Source organism: Prevotella sp. oral taxon 317 str. F0108, from assembly GCF_000162415.1.
In the GTDB taxonomy this organism is placed as follows: Bacteria; Bacteroidota; Bacteroidia; order Bacteroidales; family Bacteroidaceae; genus Prevotella; species Prevotella conceptionensis.
Genome location: NZ_GG740073.1, coordinates 217,939 through 235,060, shown reverse-complemented (window position 1 = coordinate 235,060; position 17,122 = coordinate 217,939). Strand labels below are relative to the sequence as shown.

Annotated in this window: 15 protein-coding genes; 4 read left to right on the top strand and 11 right to left on the bottom strand. The window is 48.8% G+C overall.

Going from position 1 to position 17,122, the window contains the following annotated elements; all coding sequences use genetic code 11:
• Positions 1-73 precede the first annotated feature (73 nt).
• From greA to HMPREF0670_RS07695, 3 genes are all read left to right on the top strand, one after another.
• A complete protein-coding gene (gene greA / locus HMPREF0670_RS07705) occupies positions 74-538 on the top strand; it encodes a transcription elongation factor GreA (RefSeq protein ID WP_009230596.1) in 465 nt (154 codons plus the stop codon).
• Positions 539-593: 55 nt separating this feature from the next.
• Entirely contained in the window at positions 594-995 is a 402-nt protein-coding gene (locus tag HMPREF0670_RS07700) for an HIT family protein (protein WP_009230595.1), read from the top strand.
• Positions 996-1,896: 901 nt separating this feature from the next.
• Entirely contained in the window at positions 1,897-2,274 is a 378-nt protein-coding gene (locus tag HMPREF0670_RS07695; RefSeq protein ID WP_009230594.1) for a fluoride efflux transporter FluC, read from the top strand.
• A 374-nt stretch (positions 2,275-2,648) separates the two neighbouring features.
• Here HMPREF0670_RS07695 and HMPREF0670_RS07690 read toward each other — a convergent pair whose 3' ends face one another.
• From HMPREF0670_RS07690 to HMPREF0670_RS07645, 11 genes are all read right to left on the bottom strand, one after another.
• Entirely contained in the window at positions 2,649-5,030 is a 2,382-nt protein-coding gene (locus tag HMPREF0670_RS07690) for a glycoside hydrolase family 2 TIM barrel-domain containing protein (protein ID WP_009230593.1), read from the bottom strand.
• 89 nt (positions 5,031-5,119) lie between these two features.
• Complete coding sequence (gene lgt / locus HMPREF0670_RS07685; RefSeq protein WP_009230592.1) at positions 5,120-5,965, bottom strand: prolipoprotein diacylglyceryl transferase; 846 nt, start codon at positions 5,963-5,965, stop codon at positions 5,120-5,122.
• Positions 5,966-6,027: 62 nt separating this feature from the next.
• Complete coding sequence (locus tag HMPREF0670_RS16310) at positions 6,028-6,204, bottom strand: hypothetical protein (RefSeq protein ID WP_009230591.1); 177 nt, start codon at positions 6,202-6,204, stop codon at positions 6,028-6,030.
• A gap of 37 nt (positions 6,205-6,241) precedes the next feature.
• A complete protein-coding gene (ychF, locus tag HMPREF0670_RS07680; protein WP_009230590.1) occupies positions 6,242-7,342 on the bottom strand; it encodes a redox-regulated ATPase YchF in 1,101 nt (366 codons plus the stop codon).
• Positions 7,343-7,571: 229 nt separating this feature from the next.
• Positions 7,572-7,796 carry a hypothetical protein gene (locus tag HMPREF0670_RS07675; protein ID WP_009230589.1) on the bottom strand — a complete coding sequence of 75 codons (225 nt, stop codon included), beginning with the start codon at positions 7,794-7,796 and terminating at the stop codon, positions 7,572-7,574.
• 321 nt (positions 7,797-8,117) lie between these two features.
• On the bottom strand, positions 8,118-8,576 hold the full coding sequence (locus tag HMPREF0670_RS07670; RefSeq protein WP_009230588.1) for a lipocalin family protein: 459 nt from the start codon (positions 8,574-8,576) through the stop codon (positions 8,118-8,120).
• Between the two features lie 250 nt (positions 8,577-8,826).
• Positions 8,827-9,360: an RNA methyltransferase gene (locus HMPREF0670_RS07665; RefSeq protein WP_009230587.1), complete on the bottom strand. Its 534-nt coding sequence runs from the start codon at positions 9,358-9,360 to the stop codon at positions 8,827-8,829.
• An 876-nt stretch (positions 9,361-10,236) separates the two neighbouring features.
• Entirely contained in the window at positions 10,237-10,482 is a 246-nt protein-coding gene (locus HMPREF0670_RS17075; protein WP_157579591.1) for a hypothetical protein, read from the bottom strand.
• A 171-nt stretch (positions 10,483-10,653) separates the two neighbouring features.
• Complete coding sequence (locus HMPREF0670_RS07655) at positions 10,654-13,065, bottom strand: MMPL family transporter (protein ID WP_009230586.1); 2,412 nt, start codon at positions 13,063-13,065, stop codon at positions 10,654-10,656.
• 1 nt (position 13,066) lies between these two features.
• On the bottom strand, positions 13,067-14,200 hold the full coding sequence (locus HMPREF0670_RS07650; RefSeq protein ID WP_009230585.1) for a 1-acyl-sn-glycerol-3-phosphate acyltransferase: 1,134 nt from the start codon (positions 14,198-14,200) through the stop codon (positions 13,067-13,069).
• 300 nt (positions 14,201-14,500) lie between these two features.
• Positions 14,501-15,865: a lipoprotein 17-related variable surface protein gene (locus tag HMPREF0670_RS07645; RefSeq protein ID WP_009230583.1), complete on the bottom strand. Its 1,365-nt coding sequence runs from the start codon at positions 15,863-15,865 to the stop codon at positions 14,501-14,503.
• A 493-nt stretch (positions 15,866-16,358) separates the two neighbouring features.
• Here HMPREF0670_RS07645 and HMPREF0670_RS07640 point away from each other — a divergent pair, with 493 nt between their 5' ends.
• Positions 16,359-16,847 carry a Dps family protein gene (locus HMPREF0670_RS07640; protein ID WP_009230582.1) on the top strand — a complete coding sequence of 163 codons (489 nt, stop codon included), beginning with the start codon at positions 16,359-16,361 and terminating at the stop codon, positions 16,845-16,847.
• The last annotated feature ends 275 nt before the right edge of the window (positions 16,848-17,122 follow it).

Here is a 17,122-nt window from a genome sequence, read left to right as displayed (position 1 = left end):
TGAGGCTGTCGGAATTTGTAGTTATTTGTCATCGGAAAAACTAACACCAACATAATTTAAGGTTAAAAAGAATATGGCTTACATGTCACAAGAAGGCTACGAGAAACTCGTGGCAGAGCTTAGACGGCTCGAATCCATTGAACGCCCCAAGGCATCGGCTGCCATTGCCGAGGCCAGAGATAAGGGCGACTTGAGTGAAAATTCGGAGTACGACGCGGCTAAGGAGGCTCAGGCTCACCTTGAAGACAAGATAAACAAGCTCAAGGTGGCCATCAACGAGGCGAAAATCGTTGATACATCTAGACTTAGCAGTGATGCCGTGCAGATTCTTTCGAAGGTGCAGATGACTAATCTCACAACGAAAGCAAAGATGACGTACACCATTGTGAGCGAAAGCGAAGCGAACCTGAAAGAGGGCAAAATAGCTATCACAACGCCCATCGCACAGGGTTTGCTCAACAAAAAAGAGGGCGACGAGGTGGAAATTACCATCCCACGCGGCACCATCAAATTGAGAATAGACAAGATTACGATTTAAAGTCGCCGCCTTTTGGTCGTGCGTACATGCAAACAACCTAAACACAGCTAACATTATGGATATATTCAGCAAAATCGCCGCTGGCGAAATTCCTAGCTATAAGTGTGCAGAAAACGAACAATTCTATGCTTTTCTCGACATCAACCCGCTGATGGAAGGCCACACGTTGGTTATTCCTCGCCGAGAAGTTGATTATATATTCGACATGAACGACGACGAATTGGCCGACTTCCAGCTGTTTGCCAAACGCGTTGCTCGTGCCGTAAAAACGGCTTGCCCTTGCATCAAGGTGGCACAAGTGGTTCTGGGCTTGGAGGTTCCACATGCACATATCCATCTGCTACCCCTGAAATCGGAGGCGGACGCCGACTTTAAACGAGAGAAACTGAAACTTACTGCTGAGCAAATGCAAAGCATCGCTGATAAGATATATGCGGCATTCAAGTCGCAACAATAGTATGAGGGGCTAAACAAAAGCCCACTCATCAGCTCGTTTTCGAATTAAGTGGAAAAAAGAGTGTCACAAAACGTGGCGCTCTTTTTTTAAAGGCCTCACCCCCAACCCCTCTCGGCCTCACCCCCAACCCCTCTCCAAGGGGAGAGGGGAGTGATATGACTTGCTGTTTTAGTGGCAAATGGAAACTGGTTTCGCAGCCTTGCTTGTCTGTAAAAGATGAATTTAACCCCAATTGGGCATTAGGGAAATCGCATTTGTTTTGCCCAAGATAACGCTGAATATGCGCAAAGGGTTAGTCGCTGTTCGTGTTTCAGGCAACAGAGGGTGATTTACGTAGCACTTTGATTTTTAAAAAACTCTAATGAACAGTTTGGGTTTAAGAAGGGGCAAGAGGGCCGTTACGGCAAATGATTATATCTTTTGTTTCGTTATATGGTGAATAGAAGAAGGGGTCTAGGGGTTTCTATACTTGCGTTTCACCAAGTTTTCAATCTCGAATGTGGGCGTTGAAAACAATAATTGCTTAACTTTGTGACGGCATAATGAAATGGGAAAACTCCCCATTGAACGTGGTACACAGGGAATGCTTATGCGATGTTGACAGAAATAGGCATGTGGACAGGACCTTGCGCGGCAACAAATATTGCTAATGGTGCAAAGGAGTGCAACTTGATGCCTTGCGAACAGATGCGCTATATATAATAAGGAGGTAAGTAAGGAGACGTTGAATATAAAAAACAAAAACAGAGTTGTTGGGCTGGCTAGCCACAGAATTGATGGGCTTATCACACAAGGCATCGGGCTTATTAGGCACAAGTGTATCGCTAGGAAAGGTTTGCAGGATGGTAAAGAAACAAAATAAATAACTGAAAAACTCAGAAAACATTAAACAATAAGGCTTATGATACGCAACATTATATTGGTGGCATTGGGCGGCGCAGTGGGTAGCGCACTTCGTTACGCGCTGTCGTGGCTGTGGCCAGCAACACAAAATGGCGGGCTACCCCTCGGCACTTTGGCGGCCAACGTATTGGGATGCCTTGTCATCGGCTTTGTGGGAACGCTGCTGCAACGGTGGTTTGGCGGTGGCGAAGGGTTTAGACTGCTGGTTTGTGTGGGCTTTTGCGGCGGACTAACAACGCTTAGTTCGCTGGTAAACGAAACGTCGGGGATGGCGCATACCAACCAAATCCTTATGGCAGCAGGCTATTTGGGCGCAAGTGTTGCCCTAGGTTTCGTGGCCCTTCATTGCGGAACGTGGTTGGCAAGCAGGGTTTAGCGGCCTGAATGAGGCATAGACTAAAACTGGTCGTTACGGATTTTCAAAAGCAAAGTGTTAGGAAAATCTTCCGCTGATGTTTGAAATACGGCTGGCAAGTTAACTCTTTGCGCGCGGTCTGTGTTTCCTTTGGCAAAATGAAAGCGGATTTTTCTAACGAACAGATTGAGGATAAACAACAACGGCAAGCGACTGGTGGATGTTCACCAAGCACTTGCCGTTTTGTTTGTTAGATGGTTAGCCTATCTAAAAGCTGTGGAACAATGGGCCTTAAATAAACCTAGGAACGCTAGGAAAAGCAATAAGCACCCATACGCCCAATAACGCTAACCGGTGTGTGTAGCCGTTTGTAAACTGGGCTATACCCTGCCCTCTTAGTTCTGCCAGATGGTAGAAATGTTGCGAGCAGGTGCCTTTACATCCATCTTTACCTTGCCCTTAGCCTTATTGCTTTGCACCGTAACAACCAGCTGGCCGTGGAAAAGGCGCATGTGGGGCAAGTGGAACATTTCGAGCGAAGTGGCATCGCCGTTGCAAACAGCCTTGAACGTGGCTGCTCCGCTAACGTCGAACGTTAGCTCGTCGTCGGCATCGGGACATAGATTGCCGTCCTTATCCACCATCGACACTGTGAGATAAAGCAGGTCTTGACCATCGGCGGCAAGCGAAGACTTATCGGCCTGCACCACCAAATGATGGGGTTCGCCAGCCGTACGCACCACTTGTTCGGCCGCAGGCTTACCATTGGCATCGTAAGCAATTACTTTTAGTTCGCCAGGTTGGTACACCACGTTGTTCCAACGCAGGCGGTAGCGGTCTAGTCGCGATGCCTTGTCTTTCTTGATGCGGCCTTGGCTCTGTCCGTTTACAAAGAGTTCGGCCTCAGGATAGCTGGTATAGCAGTACACGGGTGTTTGCTGTCCTTCTCGTCCTGGCCACGTCCAATGGGGCAAAAGGTGCAAGGTTGGTTGCTTTTCGTTCCATACTGAGCGGTACAAATAGAACCTATCCTTGGGCAATCCGGCCAAATCTACCGCGCCAAAATAGCTGCTTCGCGAGGGCCAATACGAGTAATAGGGAGTGGGTTCGCCCAAATAGTCGATGCCCGTCCATATAAATTGGCCGATGGTAAAGCTGCGATCGTCTTGCGCTATCAGGTCATCGTCGGGCAAATTGCTCCATCCGCAGCATTCCACATCGTACGAAGAGCATTGACCATCCTTATAAGTAGCCATCTTCCTTTCGTCGACGGGGAACTTATACACGCCACGACTGCTCACCGTTGAGGTGGTTTCGGAGCCGAGGATAAAGCCTTGGCGTTGCTTGGAGATAAGTTCATCGTAAAGGTTTACGCGATAATTAAAGCCCGGAACATCTAGTGCGGCGTAAAATCCACACTCGGTATTGGCCTTAGGATTGTCGCCACCGCAGGTTACGGGGCGCGTATTGTCCAGTTGATGACAATAGTCGGTCATGTCTTTCGCCCTTTGGGCGCCCTCCTTGTTCCATTGTTCGGGAATTTCGTTACCAATGCTCCACATCACGATAGAGGGGTGGTTGCGATGTCCGCGTATAAGGTTCTCTAAGTCCTTGCGCCACCATTGGTCGTAAAACAGGTTGTAGCCGTTTTTCACCTTGGGTTCTTTCCATGCGTCGAAACTCTCGGCCATCACCATCATACCCATCGAATCGCACACTTGCATTTGCATTTGCGACGGCATGTTGTGGGAGGTACGAATGGCATCTACACCCATATCTTTCATCAAACGTATCTGACGAATGATGGCTGCCTTGTTGACAGCTGCACCCAAAGGACCTAAATCGTGGTGCAAACACACGCCCTTAAACTTGCGCGACTGGCCGTTTAGCTGGAAACCATGCTCTTTACTAACGGCCACAGTGCGTATTCCCACGCGTTGGCGTAGGCGGTCGGCCAGTTTGTTGCCTTGATATAGGCTTACTTCGAGCGTGTAGAGATAGGGTTGTTCGGGGCTCCACGCATTGGCATTGGCTATATTCAGCTGTACCGCAGCCGTGCCTTGGGCGTTGGCCGTGAGGTTTTTCTGCGCCACAGCACGGCCGTTTGCATCGAGCAATCTCACTGCAAGGCGCGCACCAGCCTTGCCTTTGGGCGTTGTTGCCTGCGTTTCTACATACACCTGTGCCTTACTTCCTGCAAGATTTACAGTTTTAAAGATGGTTGCCCAGGGGTCTATTCGGGCATCGCCTGCCGTGATGAGCGTTACAGGACGATAAAGACCTGCACCCGGATACCAACGGCTGCTCTCCTCTTGGTTGTTCAGCAACACGCGAACTTCGTTTACGCCACTCTTCACGTAGGGCGAAATGTCTAGTCGGAACGCGTTGTAGCCATACATCCAACGACCTGCCTCGCGGCCGTTGACATAAACAACGGGTTCGCTCATGGCCCCATCGAAATAGAGCGTGGTATGCTTTGTGCCGGCGGGTAGCCTGAAAGTAGTACGATACTCTCCCTTACCAATCCACGGCAAAGCACCCGAACGCCCCGTATGGTCTATGGCTTCGGTTTGTCCGTCTTGCTCGATGGCTAGGTGTTGAATGTCCCATTTCCGGTCGAAAGGCCCCGTTATGGCCCAATCGTGCGGCACATCAACCTGCTGCCAATCCTTTCCGTCGCGCGAGAATTGCCACTTGTCGAGGTTTCGTTCCTGTCTGATTTGCGCCTGCGCAACCGATGCGAGGGCAAGAAAAGCTAAGATAAGCGTTTGTTTCATTGTTGTTTTTGAGGTTTATGGAGTGAGCTACGGCAGGTCTTTTCCTTGGCCATTGCCGTAGTTTGGGCATGTTCTGCCCTGTGGTTTCATTACTTCGAGACTTGCCCCTTGCCTTTTCTGCGCATGCAATAGATGCCGATGGCGATGAAGGGCAGCGAGAGAATCTGACCCATATTGAGGGGCATACCGCTTTCAAAGTCTACTTGTATATCCTTGGTATATTCGATAAAGAATCGGAATGTGAAGATGAGCGTGAGGCAAAGTCCGAAGAAGAAACCAGTACCCACACGCTGCGGATGCTTGCGATAGAGCCAAAGCCCCACGAAGAAGAACACGAAATAGGCGATGGCCTCGTACAACTGCCCCGGATGGCGTGGCATCTTATCCACCCTTTCGAAGATAAACGCCCAAGGCACATCGGTTACTTTGCCGATGATTTCCGAGTTCATGAGGTTGCCTAAGCGGATAAAGCAGGCCGTTATGGGGGTGGCAATGGCGATATTATCGAGCACTTGCCACAGGTTTAGCCGCGTTCGGCGGTAGTAAAGGTAAAGGGCAACGATGAGACCGATGGTTCCGCCATGCGATGCCAGCCCTTCGTAGCCCACGAATTTCCATCCTCCTCCACCAGGCAAAAAGTGGATGGGCACAATCATTTCGATGAAATGTTGCCAGCTGGTTAGGTAGTATTCGGGCTGGTAGAACAGGCAATGACCTAGTCGCGCGCCCAAAAGTATGCCGAAAAAGCAATAAAGGAAGAGCGGATCGAAGTACTCGTCCTTTATCTTTTGCTGCTTGTAAAGGCGCTGTACGATGAAGTAGGCCAACACAAGACCAATGAGCCAGCACAAGGAGTACCAGCGAACGGAGAACCCAAAGAGGTGAAAAGCCTCTACATCGGGGTTCCAAAGGATGTAGTTAAGGTGTGATAACATTTGTCTTTATTTAGATTTTAGGCGTGCGCAATGGGGGTTTGCGCAACGCGTTCTGTGCCATTTTAGCGGTTATCTTCTTCCATTTTAGCGGCTGTATGCTGCCATTTTAGACGAATAACTCCTTGTTGGTGCAAATGGGTTCGCGCCACATCGCCACCCACAAGGCATCGTTTGGCGTACTGCGAAACAGATTTTAGCGGGCCATACACGATGGTGCGGAGTGAGAGATAAGCGTGCATTGAGTATGATTGCAGCCCATTTCGCCCAGCAAGATAACTATACGTTGAACCTAAAGTGCATGATGTCGCCATCTTGCACCACGTAGTCTTTACCCTCGATGCCTAGCTTTCCGGCTTCACGCACGGCCGATTCCGAACCATATTCGATGTAATCTTCGTACTTAATAACCTCTGCGCGGATAAATCCTTTTTCGAAATCGGTGTGTATAACGCCTGCGCATTGGGGCGCTTTCCAACCGCGGTGGTAGGTCCAAGCCTTTACTTCCATCTCGCCGGCCGTGATAAAGGTTTGCAAATTAAGCAAGGCATAAGCCTTTTTGATAAGTCGGTTAACGCCACTTTCTTCCAAACCCAGTTCATCAAGGAACATTTGCTTGTCCTCGTAGCTTTCCAGCGAGGCGATGTCTTCTTCGGTTTTGCCCGCAATAACCAGCACTTCGGCCCCCTCTGCCTTAGCCACTTCTTCCACCTTTCGGCTGTAATCGTTGCCTGTTTTGGCCGCGACCTCGTCTACATTGCAGACGTACAGCACGGGTTTTGCGGTAAGTAAGAACAGGTCGTGTGCGGCTTGTTGCTCCTCTTTGCTTTCGAAAGTCACGTTGCGGGCGTTCATTCCCTTCTCCAACACCTCCTTGTAGGCCGTCAGTACGGTAACATTCAGCTTGGCATCCTTGTTTCCTGCGGCCGCAGCTTTTTGGTCTTTGGCCAGTCGGGCCTCGATGGTTTCGAGGTCTTTCAGCTGCAATTCAGTGTCGATTATTTCTTTATCGCGTATGGGATCGATGGTTCCGTCTACGTGTGTGATGTTTTCGTCGTCGAAACAACGCAGTACATGTATCACGGCATCGGTCTCGCGGATGTTTCCCAAGAACTTATTTCCCAGTCCTTCGCCTTTTGATGCGCCCTTAACAAGGCCTGCGATGTCTACGATTTCGCACGTTGCAGGCACAATTCGGCCAGGATGTACAATCTCGGCGAGGCGTGTTAGGCGTTCGTCGGGCACGGTGATAACGCCCACATTGGGCTCGATGGTGCAGAAAGGGAAGTTAGCTGCCTGTGCCTTAGCACTTGAAAGGCAATTGAAGAGGGTGGACTTGCCCACGTTGGGCAGCCCTACTATACCACATTTTAATGACATGTCTTGTTGTTTACAATTATATATATAATGTGCAAAGTTAGTGCAGAAATTCGAGAAACACGAATAAAAGTGGTATGGTTTGCGGCAAAGAGTCTATGATAAGTGGCTGATTTTAATATTCAAAGGTGTTTGGGGTTGCTCTTGCGTAGGCTTGTCCTTGCTTTATGCAGCTCTGTTCTTCATACTCAAAGGTGTTTTTGGGTTGCTCTCGCGCAAGGTTGTCCTTGCTTTATGCAGCCCTGTTCTTCATATTCAAAGGTGTTTTGGGGTTGCTCTTGTGTGGGTTGCCCTTGCTTTGTGCAGCCCTGTTCTTCATATTCAAAGGTGTTTTTAGCTGCCCGTGCGTAGGGTTGTCCCTGCATTGTGCAGCCCTGTTCTTCATATTCAAAGGTGTTTTTAGCTGCCCTTGCGTAGGGTTGCCCCAGCTTTGTGCAGCCCTGTTCTTAATATTCAAAGGTGTTTTTTAGCTGCTCTTGCGTAGGATTGCCCCTGCTTTATGCAGCCCTGTTCTTCATATTCAAAGGTGTTTTTAGCTGCCCTTGCGTAGGGTTGTCCCTGCATTATGCAGCCTTGTTTTTCATTTTTAAAGGTGTTTTGGGTTGCCCTTGCATAGGATTATCCCTGTATTGTGCAGCCACTTTTGCGTTTGATTAGGCCATTAGTTGCAGAAGGTCAATGCTTATCATGGCATACAGGCAGACATCTCTCGATGTCTGCACTGCTAATGTCCGCCGGCATCAGTCGGCGTATCATGCTTTTCTTGTATTCACCCGGGTCAGGGGTTCTCTTTAAGCCTGGTGTAAGTTGCTATCTCCTCTCCTTTCTGTTGTTTAGACAGTTTATTTTCTTTAATTACGAACTTGAATGCATCTTTGCGCACAGCGTCTGTTCCTTTCACTTCAACAAACAGTGAGTCCTCCTTTACGGTGTACGTTCCTTCCTCTACTTTCGCCTCTTTGTTCTTGGGGTCACTGGTCTTTAAATAAGTGCCGTCTTTTTGGTAAACTTCGAAAACGGGAACGGGTTTTTCCGATTCTCCCTCACCAGTGCCTTCGCCAACTTTCTCCTTCATGTCTTGTTGCCAAGTTCCGACGATTGCGCTAACCTTATCTTTCTTTTTGTCGACTGGCCCATCGTCGTCGTTTGAACATGAGGATAAAGTAACTCCCATAAAAAGGATGGCCACTAGGCCAAGAAAGCCCAGTAGGGCCTTGTCAAATGTTGTTTTTTTCATGATTGATATGTTTAATAAATACTTTTATCGTTTGCAAAGTTACGACATTTTGTGTAACCAAAAAAGAAAAGCGAAGGCTTTTTCTGTTACCCCTTGTGTTAAAAATCTAGATTAGATATAAAGTGTCTTGCAGATTATTCGGATTGTAACAACTAGTGTTCGGTTTGTAAGAAGAGATTAGTTGACAAGAGGACAAGTGGACGAGTTAACAAGAAGACAAGTGGACGAGTTGACAAGTTAACTCGCCAACTCACTTATTGCCAATCTTCTTAGCAAACTCCCACACCACAATTCCAGCCGCAACCGACACGTTGAGTGAGTGTTTAGTGCCAAACTGGGGTATTTCGAGACATCCGTCGCAGCGGTCTACCACTGTTTGTTGAACGCCTTTCACCTCATTGCCCAGCACAACGGCGTAACGTTCGCCTCCCTTGGTTTCTAAGCTTTGCAGCATGGTAGCGTTTGCCACTTGCTCCACGGCAAACACTTTGGTTCCATTGGCGTGCAATTCGTCAACGGCATCGCTGGTTTCGGCAAAGTATTTCCACGTCACACTATCCTCCGCGCCCAAAGCCGTCTTATGAATTTCTGCGCTTGGTGGTGTAGCCGTAATGCCGCAAAGGTAGACGGCCTCAACACGGAAAGCATCGCACGAGCGCAACACCGAACCTACATTGTGCAACGAACGCACATTATCTAACACCACTACAAGGGGCAACTTGCTGGCTGCTTTAAATTCGTCCACCGTCAAGCGGTGCATTTCTATGGTTTTTAATTTACGCAAAGCTCAATATTATTTTTAGTTTGTGAGTTGTTCAGTTCGAGCGTTGAAGTCGCCTTTACTTCTAAAACTTCCATCAGTTAAGTGGGACTTATTATCTTTATGTTGCGAAAAACAAACCAAGATAAGCACACTTCTCCTGTACAAAGTACTAGACAAAGTTACGATATAATTTGAAATATTGTCCCATTTATCAGCGGCAAAACGTGGTTATGCCATGAAAAGTAATACAAACTAAAAACACTTACCCACCCGTATACCTACCATCTTACAAACCTACAAGCCCACAAGCTTACCCACTCATTAACTTACTAACTCACAAACCCATACACTTACCCACACATATACCTACCATCTCACAAACTTACCAGCCCACAAGCCTACCCACCCATAAACTTATTAACTCACAAACTCAAACACTTACCCACCAATATACCTACCATCTTACAAACCTACCTGCCCACAAACTTACCCACTTATTAACTTACTAACTCACAAACTCAAACACTTAGCCACCAATATACCTACCATCTTACAAACCTACCACCCCACAAGCTTACCCACTTATTAACTTACTAACTCACAAACTCATCAACTCAGAACCTTAAATTCTTGTGATAGATTTTACAAAACACATTCTGCCGGCCAACCATTCTAGCGAAAAATAGGGCTAAAAAGCAAGCAATTGGCCGCGGATTGCCGCCTTACGTGTTTCTGTTTTAGTCCATTTTTAAGAACACAACCTGCATTTTGCACCATTTTACCTTTCTATTTGGCCGCCAACTCGCATTTTTTTTGTTCCCAATTTGCCCCTTTTAGACCCTAAAACCCCACTTTTTAACCACTATTTTACCCTTTTTAGTCCTGTTATTCATGGTTCTAAGAGGTTTTATTTATACAATTGCTGTGGATATTTATACTTCTTGTCTCGCGTTTAGCATCAAAAAGCACTGCATTTAGCACCATTTTACCTTGCGTTTTGCACCAAAACGCACTGCATTTAGCACCAAAACGCGTTGCATTTAGCGGCAAAACGCAGGTCATTTTGCACCAAAACGCACCACATTTAGCGGTAAATAGCCCCAAAAGCGGTGTAAATGATGCTTTCTTGAAATAAATATTCATTTTGTAAGCATTCACATGCCACCCCATTTTGTTCCCAAACAAACCTCCACGAGAATCGATTTTTTGCGGCAAGGCGGACGATTGCGAACAAAAATCGCACTCACAATGTTAAAAAATGTACCGAAAAATTGACAAGAGAAGATACTGCTTAGCTTTTGAATAAGGCCGCGCCTACTTCACCCACCATTTAAACAACAATGGCGGAACAACATAAGTGAGGGCCACAACTGCGCCCATTCCCACGATGGTTATTGCTCCTAGCGAATGCAAAGCGGGGTGACGAGCCACAACCAACGACCCCATACCGATGAACATAATGGCTGCCGAGAGCAAGATGCCCTTGCGATAGGCCGCCAACATGGGGCGGCCGTGGCGCCGTTCGTATATCAATCCTTCGGTAACAAAAATGCTATAATCGTCGCCCTGACCGAAAATAAAGGTGGCCAAGATGATGTTTACCAAGTTGAAACGCATATCTAAAAGGTGCATCGCGCCCAAAATCCACAGCCACGACACAATCATAGGCATGAAGGCGATGAGTGCAAGCTTAAACTTGCGGAACGAAAGCCAAAGAAACGCGAAAACGATGGTACCGCAAACCCAACCGATATAATTGAAATGCTGCGACAACGAATTGGCTATCGTGGCGTTAAGACTGGGCAGGGTGAACGCCCAACGCTCGGCATTAGGCGTGGATGTAAAGGCCGCCGCCACGCTATCGGCCTGCGCCGAAGGCACATTAACGATGTTAACCACCGCGTTTCCCACTATGCGATTGCCCAAAGAGGCTTGTAAAAAGGGCGCAAAATGGTTGGGCGGTTGCGGTGTAAAGCGTGCGGCGAGCATCTTTTGGAAGGGCGCGAAGGCATCGGCAGCAAAGCCTTCCTTCGCAGCCAAAAGCCCCAAGCTGTCTAATTGCGGTGCACGCTCCTTCAATATACAGTGCCATTGCGCCAAACGGCGTTCTTGTTCGGCCTTACTAGCCACCAAAAGCGGGTATTGTGGCTGTTCGGCAGCCTGCAAAGCCTGCTCTACATGCTTTCCTTCGGCCACGAAATACACTTGCGTTGTGCCATGTTCTTCGCCGCGCATCTGCGCCAATTGCATCAAAAGTGTTTGCTGTTGCGGCGTTAGGTAGTTGATGTTTCGCAAGTCGGTGTCGAACTGTGTGCCCAAACTGAAATAGCCCAGCACGAGCGTTACCACCACCAAAGCCGTACCAACAACCACCGTTCGCCTGCGATGATGGGGCGAATGGGCAGTCGCAGTAGCCCCAGATGTGGCCGATATGGGGGCGGCATCGGGCATTTCGTCTTGTTCGTTTGCGGTCAAAGGCTTGACAGAAACGTTTTTCTTGCCCACAAAATGGGGCAAGAACACCACAACAAACAAGATGGTGCTAACCAACATCAGGGCTGCGAAGATGCCCAAATGGCTCAATGCGGTGGCATCGAGGGGTATTAAGGCGGCAAAAGCCCCCACAGTTGTGACGTTGCCCACCACAAGGGGCGAGGCTATCTCTTCGAGTGCCTGCCGCGGCGAGCTGCAATGAGCCAGATGCGTAACGAAGTGTAAGGGATAGTTTACGGCGATACCGATGATTACCGAGGCTATTCCCAACACAATGATAGACACTTCGCTGCTTACCAAAGCCATTCCACCCATAGCCATGAGCCAGCCAAAGCCCAGCGAAACGACGATGAGAAACAGGTGACGAACGCGCCGCAAGGCCCACACCAACAACGCAACGATGAGCGTTGCGGCAATAGAGATGGCCCAAATGCTATCTTTTTTTATCTGCGAGGCGTTGTCTACGGCTATCACGGGCGCGCCAGTAGCGGCGAATTTCACGCCCGGCACGCGCGTTTCTACACTTCGCGCCACGCTATCTATTTGCTTAACGAGCTGTGCATTGCCATTTGTTTCGCTTGCTCCGTAGGGCGATGTGAGCATAGCCACGGCGTGGCGGTCGTCGGGTGTAAAGATATAGCCGTCGTGTAGCTCGTAATGCAGGGCGTTGCCACTGGCCTGCAATCGGGCCAGTAAGGGCGTAAAAAGGCCCAAGGGGTCGCGTTCGATGTTCTGTGTAACCATTCCGCCCGTGGGGAAAAGCAGCATTTCGCGATTGCGTTGCAGCGCGGCGGCCATGCTGTCGGTGCAGGTTATGCGGCGTATGCGGGCAAAATCGGCATCGCCCAGCAGCAAAGGCGCGTTTTGATAGGCGAAATCGGGAATGCGCATCACGCTCTCGAAGTCGGCTTGTGCCGTTAGTTGCCATCCGCGGGCCTTGCTTTCGCGTTGAAATAGCTGCATGGCGCGCACCAAGAGGGGCGTGTTAAGCTGCGTGGTATCGGTGGGCGAGGCCACGATAAAGATGCGGTCGGCAGCGTTTGTCTGCCTGTAAATCTCCATCGAACGACGATAGTTGTGGTCGTTGGGCAGAAAGTCGGTGATGTCTTCTTTGAAACGCAGTTGCGATGCGCCGACCAACGCGCCCAGCACCATAGCAATGGGCAGGGCAATACGCAGCAGGCGATGTTGCGCAAACCAGTCGTACAACCTAATAAGCCATTGTGCAATCATGTCAACTTTGCTTTATTTGTTGTTTGGCGGCAACAGGATTGGCGTAGATATGCAGCAGGTGGCGGCGTTCTTCGTCGGTGGTTAGCTGTTGCAAACGCTGGCTTAGCCACGCTTTCGCCTCATCCCATTGGGCATTCTGCGGTCCTTCGGGGTGCAACATGGCATAGGCGGCCATGTTGGTGGGCATCAGTTGGTAGGCATCTATAATGGCATGGTCTATCATCAGTGCCACTTGGCGCACGGCATCGTTAAGGGGCAGGTGCGCAAGGGGTTCAAGTTGGGCTGCGCCAAGGGGTTTTGTTACGCGGAAATGCACCCTTCCCTTGGGCTGACTGATGCCCGTTATGATGCTGTTGATGTCTTCGCCTGGCTGTTTTACGTAGGGTTTGTGTGTGGCCTGCGCCATTTCGCGCGCTTTAAGCAAGTCGCACGACTCGTATTCGTAACTCACGGCCACAGGTACGATGTTCAGTTGGGCCAACGAAGTGAGCTTGTTGCCCGTTCCAGAAAGTGCGAACATCTTTATAAGTGCAGGTTCGGTTCGGTCTAGTCCGTCTTTTGTGCGGCCATTTCGCTGTGCAATCCATACCGACGAGCCTCTGTCTACGATGGCATGCCTGATGTATCGCGACAGGTGTAGCTCGCTTTCGTAGAACTGGCGTTTGTTTCCGCCGCGCTCCACGCGAAACATCTTGTTGCTTTTGCCGATGTCTACCACGGTTGGGTGGGTCATGAGGTTGGCTCCAAAGGTTATTTCGCAGGTATCGTGTCCTGCATCCACCAATGCGTTTTGCAGCAGCGAGGCATCCAAAACTATGTCGCGATGATTGCTTACAAAGAGGTAAGGCGTGGCGGGTTGTAGCTGTTCCAACCCTTCGCAAACAAATTGCGTAGTGCTTCTTCGCATCACTTCTCGGTTGAAATGATACATCACGCGGAGCTGAAACTCGCGTGCCGTGCTTATGTCTTGCAGCATACGTGCCACGTCTTGCGCGTTTTGTTCGGGAAATACGAAGTGGGCCAACTGCGGCAGCCACTGACTTTGGGCTATTCGCCGCATGGCCAGTGCCACTTCGTCGTCGTTATAGGGGCGTATATCGTCGAACTCTCCTCTTGCTCTGCAAACATTCTCCATATATATATAAGGTGTGATGTGGATGAACTTGTGTTTTGAAATATCGTGACAAAGTTAGTAAATAATCATGAAAAGCGATGCAATTAAGCCGTTCTTTGTTTTGGGTGTAACCCAAATCGGCCGCCGAAGACTATCTTACAAACTTAACCTAAAAGCCCAATGGGTTTTAAAACGATGGGCCACGAATGGCATCTGGCGCGCCTGTGCAGCCCATATACAAGTACGCCCGTTGCGCAATGGCTAGCGCAACGGGCGTTTAAGTGAACCACACAGCATGCGTGGCTTGGGCTTTTTTGCGTGTTAGGGCATAATGAGATGCACCTCAGTCCTTTTCTCAACGCCGGCAACGGCCGTCTCGTTAACCGATGTCAGCCTATACTTTATATAGAGGAAGTTACCCTTTTTCTCGGCAGCTGTAACCTCAATTCGGGGTTCTTCAAGATAAATGTCCTTGTATTCGGCATCGCTACTCGATGGGAACCATGCGGTTACTTTATAGTTTCCGTTCTCGCTTGCCACCTCGTTGGGATACAAACTAACAAAATTGCCCCCTCGCTTAACTGTCATCTGCACCAGTTTAAGCCACACTCTCGTGTCGATGGCTTTCACTTGTGCCGTCTTATCGCCGTCGGCAGAGTTCCTAAACCGCTTACCGAAGAACTCGTTTACCTCTGTTTTACCGGCGATGTTCCACTCGTTGTTGAGGTCCTCCAGCGGTTTAAAGCCTTTCAGCGTTAAGGTAAACTGTGCCAATTCGGTTTCCGAGCCATCCCTAGGCGTGAGTTTAATCGTCAGTGCGATGGAGTTGTCGCCGTCGTTCTTCTGTTTACTGGCCAGAAGTGGGGCAAACTTAGTTTCGTCGTACTTAATCAGGGAGCCATAGAACGCAGCAAGCTGGCGGTAAACGCCACGCATATAGAACTTACTTGCGGCCTGGGTGTCGACGGTAAACTGCTTGGCGTAATACGCGTTCTTATCAATGGCAAGGCTTGGAGAGCCATTGTTGCCTGTCTTACCCTTTATTCCGTTGTAGGTAACGGTAAACATAACATGCCCCGAATGGCTGTTGCTGGGCACATAACGCACATCGCTGATGGTGGTTTTGGCCCAATCGTCGGGCGTAAAGGTGTAATGGTTACTTCCATCTGCGGCAGAGGACGTAAGGTCTACCAGCTTTGAGAGATATTCCGCGGTGAACTTATCGGTCTTGTTCAGGCGGAACAGCGTATCGAAGTCGAACTCCGACAGGTAGTCTACGCCGTCTTTCCATTTGGCCACAGCACGCATGGCCATGTCTTGGTCTGCAGGTTTCTGTGCAAAACCGGTGAAATCCACGTCCAATCCGAAAGGCTTTTTACCTGCAACGCCCGTCACTTTAAGCGTGAAAGTACCCTTTTGGTCGTCGCGTTTCACCACGTTCACAGCCGTAACGTTAATTTCCTTGCCGTCTATCGTTTTCTTTCCGAGGTCGGCTTTTGCCTTTTCTATGGCTTGGTACACGTTAAGTTGCTTGTCGAGATTGAAGTATTTCACGATGTCCGCGGCTTTAACCTCGGTTGTTTCTCCTTGTGTTGGTGGCTTTTGTGGTGTGGGTGTAAGTCCGTCGTCTCCTCCACAGGCAGCAAAAAAGACGCATATCGCTGCTGCTAAAATAATTTTCTTCATTGTTAATCCTGTCTCTAATACTAAAACTGGCGCGCCTTTTAGCCCTCCTAATAGGCCTTTGCAACAATGGTGCAGAGGCGTTGGACGATAGTGGCGCACGATAACTATGGGGCAAAGATAAGCAAAATAATCGGAAAATTGGTGGTGAAGCATGCTATTTAACATTACAACAGGTGGCTGTAATAGGATTAAAGACATAGCGTTACAAGCTTAGAGCTGGCACAAACTCGTAAATTGAGAAACTTACACGCCACACAAACGCATAAACTTAGAAACTTATATCCTCGCCAAACTTATATACTTAGAAACGTACAACCCCCACAACCCCATATCACTTAGAAACTTACGCCTGCACCTTCCAACGTTATTATAGATTAATTCTATATCGAAATAGAAGGAAATGTTTGGGCATGATATGCAATATGCCTACCTTTGCAAACGAAAGAAATAAGGATTTTCACTCACAATTTAAAATATAGAAAGGAAATTAGAAATGAACACATTGATGTATTTAGGACTAGACGAGAACAAAGTTCAACCCGTTGTTAAAGGATTGGCCCAACTGTTGGCCGACTTCCAAGTGTTTTACACCAACCTGCGCGGCTTGCATTGGAACGTAAAAGGCAACCGTTTCTTTGGTTTGCACGCCAAGTACGAAGAGCTTTACAACGATGCAGCCGAGAAAGTTGACGAGATTGCCGAACGCCTTTTGCAACTGGGCGCAACTCCCGAAAACCGCTTTAGCGAGTACCTGAAAGTGGCAACGATAAAAGAAAGCGGCAACGAACCCGAAGGAAAAGAAGGTGTTGAAACAGTGCTAGACAACCTGGGCAACCTCATCAAGCAAGAGCGCGCCATCGCTAAGCTTGCTGCCGATGCCGACGACGATGCAACGGTGGGCTTGATGGATGGTTTCCTCGCAGGTCAAGAAAAGAACGTATGGATGTTTGTGGCTTTCTTAGATAAAAGCTACAAAAAATAAAACGGCTATCTGCAAATAGCCAAACGCATACGCCGTTGTGCGTTTAGCCACCGTGCGTATTATCAGGTTAAAAACGATTGGCGGCGACTTCGCCATGAGGTCGCCGCCTTTTTACGCCTCACTTCAAGCCACTGCACACAAAGGCAAATGCCAAACAAGATGTAGGATGTAAGGTCGTGAGGCTGTGATATGCGGAGTTTCAAGGTAGTGAGTTCGTTAGCTTGTTAGCAATTTCACTTCCCAACAACGCTTTCACAACGCTACACGCAGAAACG

Bases quoted from the DNA above. Each gene is read 5' to 3' on its own strand.
- greA (WP_009230596.1), top strand. From the start codon at position 74: ATGGCTTACATGTCACAAGAAGGCTACGAGAAACTCGTGGCAGAGCTT.
- HMPREF0670_RS07700 (WP_009230595.1), top strand. From the start codon at position 594: ATGGATATATTCAGCAAAATCGCCGCTGGCGAAATTCCTAGCTATAAG.
- HMPREF0670_RS07695 (WP_009230594.1), top strand. From the start codon at position 1,897: ATGATACGCAACATTATATTGGTGGCATTGGGCGGCGCAGTGGGTAGC.
- HMPREF0670_RS07690 (WP_009230593.1), bottom strand. From the start codon at position 5,030: ATGAAACAAACGCTTATCTTAGCTTTTCTTGCCCTCGCATCGGTTGCG.
- lgt (WP_009230592.1), bottom strand. From the start codon at position 5,965: ATGTTATCACACCTTAACTACATCCTTTGGAACCCCGATGTAGAGGCT.
- HMPREF0670_RS16310 (WP_009230591.1), bottom strand. From the start codon at position 6,204: ATGCACGCTTATCTCTCACTCCGCACCATCGTGTATGGCCCGCTAAAA.
- ychF (WP_009230590.1), bottom strand. From the start codon at position 7,342: ATGTCATTAAAATGTGGTATAGTAGGGCTGCCCAACGTGGGCAAGTCC.
- HMPREF0670_RS07670 (WP_009230588.1), bottom strand. From the start codon at position 8,576: ATGAAAAAAACAACATTTGACAAGGCCCTACTGGGCTTTCTTGGCCTA.
- HMPREF0670_RS17075 (WP_157579591.1), bottom strand. From the start codon at position 10,482: ATGAATATTTATTTCAAGAAAGCATCATTTACACCGCTTTTGGGGCTA.
- HMPREF0670_RS07655 (WP_009230586.1), bottom strand. From the start codon at position 13,065: ATGATTGCACAATGGCTTATTAGGTTGTACGACTGGTTTGCGCAACAT.
- HMPREF0670_RS07650 (WP_009230585.1), bottom strand. From the start codon at position 14,200: ATGGAGAATGTTTGCAGAGCAAGAGGAGAGTTCGACGATATACGCCCC.
- HMPREF0670_RS07645 (WP_009230583.1), bottom strand. From the start codon at position 15,865: ATGAAGAAAATTATTTTAGCAGCAGCGATATGCGTCTTTTTTGCTGCC.
- HMPREF0670_RS07640 (WP_009230582.1), top strand. From the start codon at position 16,359: ATGAACACATTGATGTATTTAGGACTAGACGAGAACAAAGTTCAACCC.